The following is a 9,603-nucleotide window of genomic DNA, read 5'->3' on the forward strand; positions in this document are numbered from 1 at the left end:
CAAATGAATCCATTCCTCAACTCCAATCAATATCTGTGCGGAGCCTGTCGCTACTGCTACCCCGACGGTTATACCTGCTCCTCCCCAGAGTCCGCTTACTACATAAAGTATGGGCAGAAGTGCAGTATTCCACAATGGAATTCCGTTAATGCAGCACATTGCAAACCCGCCGTATATGACAACAAGAAAAGAGAGCGCTATGGTCAATACGGAGAGAATGCCCGAAGTAATGGAAGAGAGGCCCAAAACGATATTAATAAACCCGAGAAGGAGGAAGAGTGACACAAAGATCATCCCCCTTGATATCCAAGAAGTTTGCGGTCTTGCGACCATACGGTAGAATCTGAAAGGCCGCCCGAGGTACAGGAAGTGCAATCCACCTCCCAGAACACCGCATACAACCCAGCCAATGCTCATTGAAACGAGGCTACCAAAGAAAGAACCAACAAAATATGCACCTGCTCCCAATTCTATAAAGAAAAAAGCAAGCCACAAAAGAACACCGCGTTTTACTATCCATTCTGTTTGGGGTGTACATTTTACCATCCACTCATATGGCTTCATGGTTTTTTCCTCCTGTTTTTAGTCTAACGGGCAATGTAATAAATAGAGGGATTAGTGTTAAATTCAGGACTGAGTTGCGATGCCTTCCTTTCACTCACCAATCTCGAAACCTCGCTTGCAGGATCATCAAGATCTCCGAAATACCTTGCCTTGGCAGGGCACGTGATGACACAGGCAGGGCTTGCCTCCCGGTCAACCCCTGGTTTCAGACCCTTTTTGAGACCTTCATCCACTCTTTCGAGACAGAAAGTACATTTTACCACAGTACCTTTCTCGAGAGGGTACAACTTTCTTCCAAGAACCTCCCATTCAGTGAGGCCCTGGCCGGGAAAATACTCCTTCTTATCATCTCCATAAAATGTTCTTTGCTGGTAAGGGCATGCCATTATACAGTACCTGCATCCCACACACTTATTATAATCAACAAATACAATACCATCATCCCTTTTCACAGAGGCTCCAGTAGGACATACCTTCACACAAGCAGCCTCTTTGCAGTGATTACACAGCACTGGATAGATCTGTTTTCTCACTGCCGGAAACTTACCAAGTTCACCAACAAGTACCCTGGCCCAAAACATATTCGGAGGAAGAAAATGTTCCTGTTTACAGGCAAGCATACAGGCGTAACAGCCTATGCATTTATTGAGATTTATTACCATTCCCCATCTTGCCATAAATCACCCCTTTTGTAATTTTATAACTTTAACCCTTGCAGCAGTCTCAATATTAAGACTCACCGGGTCTGAATGTTTTAAGTCTATTTCAAGGAGATTATCAAAGTTGGTTCCCTTACCCCTGGCAATGGGTAACCCTTTTGCCCAGTGTCCACTGCAAGCAGCAATTGAGATTGCCTGCGGATGATGCCCTTCCATGAGTTTCAGTGTCCCAGTGACTGACCTGCCTGTCGGCGTTTCCAGCTTTATGAGGTCACCGTCATTCAGGCCTTTCTTCTTTCCAGTTTCTACATGCATACATATATTGTAAGTGTAAGGGTTCATTGCACTCGCTTCATCAAGCCATGGCTGCTCCATGGTTGAGGAACCTGTATGGAGAACATCGCGGTAGGAGAAACAGTAGAGGTCGAACTCTTTGCTGTCGAGCAGGTGTATTGAACAGGGGGACCACAAAACAAGGGGAGTATATTGCGTATAATCAACACTTAACCCTATCCTTTCAGTAATCTTTTGCATCTTCTCTTTTATATCCACCATAAACTCGAGATAAACAGGTATTCGGCAATCAACGAAGTATCGCCAGTAGGCCTCCTCGACTTTCTTCTTCCAACGGACAAAACCGTGTTCTTTTATATAGTCCAGACCATGAGTTTCACCGAACCAGTACTTGAGGACCCTGTCCGTAAGCCCATCTATGGTAAACTCTTCATCCTCCCGAAGCCGATGCTTCTCATCAAAATTCACAAAATCGTTTATCGATTTGTTACGCCTATCCCTGTAATTCATCCTATCCAATAGGTCACACATTACCTCTAAAAAACTCCTCCGCTGTTCCTTCGGCGGCACCACCGGCTGGACTACATGGTAGCACCAATCATCCATGCCGTACGGGTAGTTGAAGTTCTGACCCCTCCCCTCGGAAAAGCTCATCAATTCGAGATAGCATGTGTCGGGTAGAACGATATCGGCAAAACCCTCTGTAAGTTCCGTATTAAACAGTTCTGAGACAACCACAAAAGGTATTCTTTTGATACTGTTCGCAACGGCATCAAAGCTCGCCACACTCATTGGAGTGTTACAACCCCAACTTAATAGCATTTCGAATCGGTAAGGCAGGTTGACTTTCTGCCAGATTTCTTCTTGATCACTTGCTCCAAACACCCCTGGATCGAAGCCTAGCGGGTAGATGTCTTTTAGCTGGGCATTGCCGCGTATCTCCGGTTCTTTCAGCGGCCATGGTCCTCCAGTAACAAAGGGCTCAACCTTTATCATCCTTTCTGGCAAACGTGCGAGGGCATAAGCAATATCACGTGTGATCGTTGATCCCGACTCCACGATGACTTTCCCATTTTCATCATGAACCGTTTCCCTGATTACCCTTCCGACCAGTCCGTCCCAGGTATTCTTCATCTCATTTACACGTTTCCCAGGATGAAGGACTGCCGGACCGAAGTAGTCTGTCTGTAAAAATCCGTCCACACCTTTGTAAGGAGAGAATGTGAATTTACCCGTTTCGGGAAATCCAAGGCTCCTCGCTGGCCAGCCTAATGTTCCGCCGCACACATCGTGGGAACCCACTATAGAGCTCAGAAGAGAAACAGCAAAACACGTATGAAAAGAATTTTCATGCCCTTCGCCTCCCCGGAAGAGCACAGCAGAGGCAGGTCTGAAAGGTACCTCATGGCCATCGATGACGACGGTGCTGCCAACTTTCGCTTCTGTCGCAAATTCATTTGCAATCCTGCGGATTGTCTCTGCAGGAACAGTTGAAACCTGCGATGCCTTTTCGGGTGTGTATTGCTTCAGGTGTTCCTTCAGCAACTGGAAGGAAGGCCGGCAGGTTACTCCATTTACCCGATACTCCCCTTCTAAAGCATAGTTCACTGCACAGGCTGCCCGGTAATTTGGAATATCCTTGTAATCGTGGGGCACCGCCCTTCCCTCATCCATGTCCCAGACAAGGCACCTTTTTGTCTCGGGATCTCGTACGTATCTCCCGTCCTCTTTTACAAGATAAGGGGCATTAGTTTTTGATTTTAAAAATACCCAATCAACGACACCAAGTTCGTTCACCAGGATATTGCACATGGTAAGCGCTATGATGCCATCGGTACCCGGAATGAGTGGTATCCACTCTGTGGCTTTACCTCCTGCATAGTTGCAAAGCGGATCAAAGATAACAAATTTTGCACCTCGATCCCTCGCTTCTGCAGCAAGTCTTGTTGACACCATCGATGAGTGGCCAGCGGCTGTCCCCTTGCTCGCGCCAAAATAAATGATGTAATTACAGTTCTGGAAGTCAGGAACAATCGACCATGAGCTGTTTACCATCCCGGCAATGGCATGGGCTCCAGATCCGCAGTGAAGCCCTCCACCTCCTACCCATATATTGGTGACGCCGAAGTCGAAGAGGGGCTTGATAACAAAGGAGCAATAAAGAGGTCTTATTGTCGTAATCTGTATGAGCAGTTTCCTGGGATCCTCCTTCAGGATCTTTCCCAGCTTCTCAGCAATCTCTGTCAATGCCTCTTCCCATGATATCTCGTTCCATTTTGGGTCAACATAAAGCCCTTTCTCAGGGTTTGTCCTCCTCAAGGGTACATTGAGGCGATTCGGATCGTAGAGCACCTGCAGTCCTGCTATCCCTTTGGCGCACAGGCCACCCCGGGCACCCATATCAGTGTCAGGGTTTCCCTCAATCTGAACAGCAACACCGTTTACACGTCGCACTTTGATGCCGCAACTCGCATAACATCTCCCACATGCCGTGGGAATCTTCACGTCTTCCTCAACCTTCATGTCCTTACCTCCTTAACAGCTATCTGCCCAACAGACCTTTTGTGCCACAGAAGCACTAAGAGAAGTATGATGAACCCTGTAATGTCAATCCACCAGCTGATTTTTGTTGTCGGTATAAATACCATCGTTCCTCCGGCAAAGAAGAACAATCTCTCTATCCAGTTTAGTTTACACAAAAGGAAACCTTCGAACCCTATAGCTATTGCAATAACCCCCAGGGTGGCAGTTATTATGGAGAGGGCTATGACGTCCCACGATCCCTCCAGTAACAGCCCGGGGTTGTAGACAAAGACAAAAGGCACAACGTAGCTCACAAAAGCTAAACGCATTGCGATGTAACCCGTCTTGATAGGGTCCCCTTTGGCTATACCAGCAGCTACATACGCGCCCACGGCAACAGGCGGCGTTATGAATGACATTATACCCCAGTAAAAGGTGAAGAGATGGGCGGCCATGGGAATCACACCAGCCTTTATCATAGCCGGCGCAACAAGAATCACAAGTACGAGGTAACAAGGGACTGATGTCATGCCCATTCCGAGTATATACGAACTCACCGCTGTCAATAGAAGGAGAAAGAAGAGATTTCCTCCGGATGCCTTGACAAGCATGCTTGAAAGTCTAAATCCGAATCCGCTCGTATCTATGGAACCGATGATGATCCCTGCGGAGGCACAGGCTATCGCAGGTACAAGAAGGGATTTCGCTGCACTTTCCATGGTCACAATAAACCATTCCCCCCACTCTTTCAGGTTCTTCCTCGTTTCCTTTTTTCTCATGAAATCTATGATAGCTACCGCCATGGCTGAAAGGGCTGCATAGAGACCGCAGTGCTGAACAGGGAGATGCAGCTTAGCAAGAGCATAGATGAGAACAAATACGGGGATTACATAAAACCATCGTTCTTTCAGGACTTTCTTGACGGAGGGCAACTGGTCTTGAGGCAAACCGCGGAGCCCCGTCTTCACCGAGTGAAAATGTACCTGTGTGAAAAGAGACAGGTAGTAAAGCAGTGCAGGAAAAACCGCGGCGATACAAACCGAGGCATAAGAAACGTTGAGTATCTCAGCAATCAGGAAGGCCACTATCCCCATCACGGGCGGCATGATCTGAGCGCCATTACCTGAACAACACTCTATCGCACCTGCCATATTCGGTGAAAACCCGTTTTTTTTCATCAATGGAATTGTAATCGTCCCTACAGTCACGATATTGGCCACCGTTGCCCCGGTCATAGTCCCCATCAGTGAACTCCCCACTATGGCCCCCTTCGCCGGCCCACCGGCCCACCGGCCCGTAAGACCGAAAGCCACATCAGTAATAAACTTCCCTGCTCCGGAATTCTCAATTACTGCACCAAAGAGCATAAAGGCTACTATAATGGTGAATGCCACCGTCACAGGGAGCCCATATATCCCGTTGGTACTGAAATAGAAAAGTGAGGTAATCCGTTCCAAACTGAAAGGGAAGGTGGCGAAGATACCGGACAGGTTGGACCCGAAGAGGAGATGGACCACAAAAAGGGCAGCGATAATAGCCATAGCGGTATTAACCATTCTTCGCGTGGCCTCCAATATGGTTATAACCAGCATCAGGCACATCACGGTCTCCAGCTTTGTCGCCGTCCCTGCGAGCAACGCTTCTTCCCTCTGCTCGGGGAAAAAAACTATATAGAACGTGCTTATTAGGCTCATAAGGATCAGGAGGAGGTCATACCATCGTACCTTCTCCATGGATATCCCCTTTCGGAGAGGATATGTCATGAACACAAGGGTAAGTACCAAACCGAGAATGAAACTCGAATAACCTACCACGGAGATATGGATCCCAAACCACTCAAAAACGTTAGCAATGTAAAATATGGCGGTTACGGTGATGACCAGGGAAATAAAAGTGATAATCCGCCTTTTATTCAGTATGCGGGACATTCTCCACCCCCCTTTTTTTTATTGAATTGAATGCATATATTTCCTTGTCTCCGTAACCTATCGTTTGACCTTGAGCTCGGCAAGGAGTTTATTCTGCCTCTCATCAAGCTCCTTCGTCCATACGCCTATCTCCTTGTAGTACTTTATCGCTCCAGGGTGGTAAGGGATGTAGCTCACCCTCTTCACAGCTTCGGTACTGAAGTACTTTGCCCCTGCGTGGTATTTCTTGAATTCCTCGAAGTTACTCCATACTGCCTTGGTAAGCTCATAGACAAAACTATCGGGAAGGTCTGCGTTCCCGCAAACGATGGAGGAGAATGCCATAACCGTGACATCCTTCGGCATGGTTTTATACGTCCCACCGGGTACCTTCAAGGGAAACATGTAAGGGATGTTCTTGATCATTTTATTCATGTGTTCCTCATCAATATTGATAATTTTCATCGGGTGTGTTGCTGCCAGCTCAGTCCACTTGGCGGAGGGATGAGGTGCACAGTTAAGAAAAAAATCTACCTTCCCCACTAAGAGTGCTTCCTGTGCCTCATCATGGGTATCAAACATTAAAGAAGCCTTGAGGTCTCCTTCTTTCAGACCATAAGCTGCCAACATGTCTTTTGCAAAGATCCTCATTATAGGGGAGCCACGAGACGACAAGTAACCAGCTCTACCTTTGAAGTCTGCAGGTGAGTTAATCCCTTTTCCCTCTAAAGTGGTTATATTGTAACCTAAGGGAAAATCCTGCAGTACCGCCCTTACTTTAAGGGCTCCTGTTTTTTTGAAATTACCTATGCCTCGAACACAGTCATAGCCCACGTCAGGGGTTATAAAACCCAACTGCATGTCGCCCCTGTGAAGTAACCGTGCTGTCTCCTCTGCTCCTGACGTTTTCGAAGGGATCCCGGCAACACCCAGATATTTCTCCGATATGGCCCCTATCCCACCGGCTATAGCATAGTAAACTGCACCCGTCCCGGAACCTATTGCATATGTTTTAGGCCAGCTCTTATCAGGGTTCGGCTTCTCAGGCCCAGCCCCCAAAAAGAAAAGGCCAATCATAAAGATTAAACATACGTGGATAAAAGTACAACTCACCTTTTTCATAATAACCCCCTTCTAATTGTATTTTTAAGAATTATATATAAATATGCAATTGTTATGCCACTCGGTCTTAAGCGAATTTTAGGGCAAACATGCTTTAAATTTACTTGATTGATGAAAATATGGTATGATTTTTTTGTCCACAATATGGACATGTCCAATAACTGGAGGATTCCATTATGTTATCACAAGATTTAGTATCAAGTATTTTCAGTGATTTATCGACCGAATACGAATTCAATCAGGTCATTGGCTGTGCTATTAGATTCTTTTTTCGTAATCCTTATGATCGGAACGATTCCTGGGCCTGGAGCCAGGAGGGGCAAAGGGGATGGATATTGCAAAACTCGTACCCGAGTCAGCACTTCCATTGACAATAGAGACAGGTGTACCAATTGTTGGAAGGATATTTGAAGTGAGGGGGGTCAAGAGAATAGGCGCTGTATATCCTTTAAAGATAAAAGGGGAAATCGTTGGGGGTGTTGGTAAGATAATATTCCATACACTTGAAGAAGTTGAAAGGATAAACAATAAAATACAGAGACTCAAGAAAGAGATACACTACTTTAAACAGAAAGAACAGAGTGAATATAGCTCAGTTTATACCTTTGACAACATACTCGGAAAAAGCCAGGCAATAAATGAGGCTATTGAAAATGCAAAAAATATTTCCTACCTCAATATCGATGTCCTTATCGTGGGAGAGAGCGGAACAGGTAAGGAATTGTTTGCCCACAGCATTCACAGTGCCTCTGGCTCAAATAAACCTTTTGTAAAGATAAACTGTCCCGCTATTCCATTTGAACTTGCAGAGTCAGAACTTTTTGGATACGAAAAAGGGGCATTCACCGGGGCGCTGCCTTCGGGAAAGGCAGGCTACTTTGAAATAGCCAGCAATGGAACAGCATTTTTAGATGAAATGTCTACGTTACCGCTTTCAATTCAGGCAAAACTCCTCCGGGTTCTCGAAGAAAGGGAGATAGAACGGCTGGGAGGTACTAAGGCGAAAAAGATAAACTTCAGGGTGATTTCAACAACAAACATAGATTTAAAACATCTCTTGAATGAAGGAAAATTTCGCCAGGACCTCTATTACAGGGTTGCAAAGGCTATTGTTTACATTCCTCCCTTGAGAGAAAGGAGGGAAGATATACCCATTTATGTTGATCACTTTCTTAAAAAAATTCTCCATTCATTCAAAATACAACCGAAGGCCATATCTGACGAGGTAATGGACATTCTTTATAATTATGACTGGCCTGGTAATGTAAGGGAATTAATAAATGTAATGGAACAAATTATTATTAAGGCGCTCCATTCCGATGTTATAAGGAAGGAGCATGTTCCTTCCGAGATTTTCCAGCATATGGATGAGTCCCATAAAACAAACCAAACTTACAACTCTATAAATATCAAAAAAGAAGTAACAACAAAAGAGAAAGAATTAATTATTTCTGCCTTAAACCATACAAGAGGGAACAAGCGAAAGGCAGCTATACTGCTTGCCATGCCCAGATCCACTTTATATGAAAAATTAAAGAAATATAATATCGAATTTCTCTGACAAAAAACAACAGAAACGTATGAACTGTCAGTTATTTCCTGAGCAATCTTATACTGAATTTCTCGGCGAAGTGGTGAGGGTGGTAAGAAGTTTTTGCTTCTCGGAGTCCTGGTAAGCCCAAATCCTGTTCGCGGTTTATATACATTACCTCATCCCAGCATTTTTCAGTACATTGCTGATTGATAATTGGATAGAGTCCTGGAACCTCTGGATTAGCTTTTTCAATATGAACAACCGCTGTCTGATCATTTAACAATTCACCTATTGTAAATGCCTCCACCCTACCCTCGATCATTATTACCCCGCCTGTAACTTTTAGGGCATGGTAGTTTGCTAAAATCTCACGAATTGCTTCCCATTCCCCCATAAGATTTAGGTCCTCGTTACAACGGCGCATCTTACACCACTTTTCCTGTAGTTTCAAACAGGCATCTATATGCTCTTCATTTAAAGAAGCATAGGTAAACAAATGTGAACGGAGCAATTTATTTATATGGTTTCTTTTTGACCGATATTTATTACCTGCCAATCGAACAAGATCATCCCTGCGATACACATAATCAAAATTGTCACGAGTTGGCTCAATATAAAGGTTCTTCGCCCCATCAAGCTCTAAAATCAGTCGCTTATCCCCCTTTTCAATAAACGAAGCAGCTTCTCCTTCTTCTTCCCTGAGCCATCCTAAAAGCATATTGGTAACTTCTCGTCTTGATGGAGGTCCTATGGGTTGCATTGCATAAAAACTATTCGGGCTCTCCTCACAAAGGACCAACAACCAATCCTTATATATTGACCACTTGAAACCATAGTGGGAACGCCATATGAAAAGATTTGTAAAAGTCCATTCAGAGGTCTCAGGTTTATACTGGCTAAATATATCTCTGAAAATATCACGGTCTTCCAATTGGATGGGCTTGAAATCAGGGAAACTTGGTTTTATTGCCACCGACATAATTGAATATTAAAACAAACC

General features: G+C 45.0%; 7 protein-coding genes. 1 reads left to right on the forward strand and 6 read right to left on the reverse strand.

Features of this window, described 5'->3' with window-relative positions; all coding sequences use genetic code 11:
* The 5 genes from NTU69_10280 to NTU69_10300 form a co-directional block, all read right to left on the reverse strand.
* Nucleotides 1-564, reverse strand: a 564-nt coding sequence (locus tag NTU69_10280; protein ID MCX5803896.1) for a dimethyl sulfoxide reductase anchor subunit, incomplete at its 3' end; no start/stop codon positions are given.
* 23 nt (nt 565-587) lie between these two features.
* Nucleotides 588-1,241, reverse strand: a complete 654-nt coding sequence (locus NTU69_10285) for a 4Fe-4S dicluster domain-containing protein (protein ID MCX5803897.1) — start codon at nt 1,239-1,241, stop codon at nt 588-590.
* 3 nt (nt 1,242-1,244) lie between these two features.
* Nucleotides 1,245-4,040 (reverse strand): molybdopterin-dependent oxidoreductase, encoded by a 2,796-nt coding sequence (locus tag NTU69_10290; protein ID MCX5803898.1) that lies wholly within the window; start codon nt 4,038-4,040, stop codon nt 1,245-1,247.
* Complete coding sequence (locus NTU69_10295) at nt 4,037-5,968, reverse strand: TRAP transporter fused permease subunit (protein ID MCX5803899.1); 1,932 nt, start codon at nt 5,966-5,968, stop codon at nt 4,037-4,039. Before NTU69_10295 ends, NTU69_10290 begins: the two co-directional genes overlap by 4 nt.
* A gap of 57 nt (nt 5,969-6,025) precedes the next feature.
* Nucleotides 6,026-7,069: a TAXI family TRAP transporter solute-binding subunit gene (locus tag NTU69_10300; protein MCX5803900.1), complete on the reverse strand. Its 1,044-nt coding sequence runs from the start codon at nt 7,067-7,069 to the stop codon at nt 6,026-6,028.
* 328 nt (nt 7,070-7,397) lie between these two features.
* On the opposite strand from NTU69_10300, the gene NTU69_10305 reads away from it, so the two are divergent.
* Complete coding sequence (locus NTU69_10305) at nt 7,398-8,630, forward strand: sigma 54-interacting transcriptional regulator (GenBank protein MCX5803901.1); 1,233 nt, start codon at nt 7,398-7,400, stop codon at nt 8,628-8,630.
* 31 nt (nt 8,631-8,661) lie between these two features.
* On the opposite strand, the gene NTU69_10310 is transcribed toward NTU69_10305, so the two are convergent.
* On the reverse strand, nt 8,662-9,582 hold the full coding sequence (locus tag NTU69_10310; protein ID MCX5803902.1) for a phosphatidylglycerol lysyltransferase domain-containing protein: 921 nt from the start codon (nt 9,580-9,582) through the stop codon (nt 8,662-8,664).
* Nucleotides 9,583-9,603: the final 21 nt, after the last annotated feature.

Source organism: Pseudomonadota bacterium, from assembly GCA_026388215.1.
Classification (GTDB): Bacteria; Desulfobacterota; Syntrophorhabdia; order Syntrophorhabdales; family Syntrophorhabdaceae; genus JAPLKF01.

Bases quoted from the DNA above. Each gene is read 5' to 3' on its own strand.
- NTU69_10290 (MCX5803898.1), bottom strand. From the start codon at position 4,040: ATGAAGGTTGAGGAAGACGTGAAGATTCCCACGGCATGTGGGAGATGT.
- NTU69_10305 (MCX5803901.1), top strand. From the start codon at position 7,398: ATGGATATTGCAAAACTCGTACCCGAGTCAGCACTTCCATTGACAATA.
- NTU69_10310 (MCX5803902.1), bottom strand. From the start codon at position 9,582: ATGTCGGTGGCAATAAAACCAAGTTTCCCTGATTTCAAGCCCATCCAA.
- NTU69_10285 (MCX5803897.1), bottom strand. From the start codon at position 1,241: ATGGCAAGATGGGGAATGGTAATAAATCTCAATAAATGCATAGGCTGT.
- NTU69_10300 (MCX5803900.1), bottom strand. From the start codon at position 7,069: ATGAAAAAGGTGAGTTGTACTTTTATCCACGTATGTTTAATCTTTATG.
- NTU69_10295 (MCX5803899.1), bottom strand. From the start codon at position 5,968: ATGTCCCGCATACTGAATAAAAGGCGGATTATCACTTTTATTTCCCTG.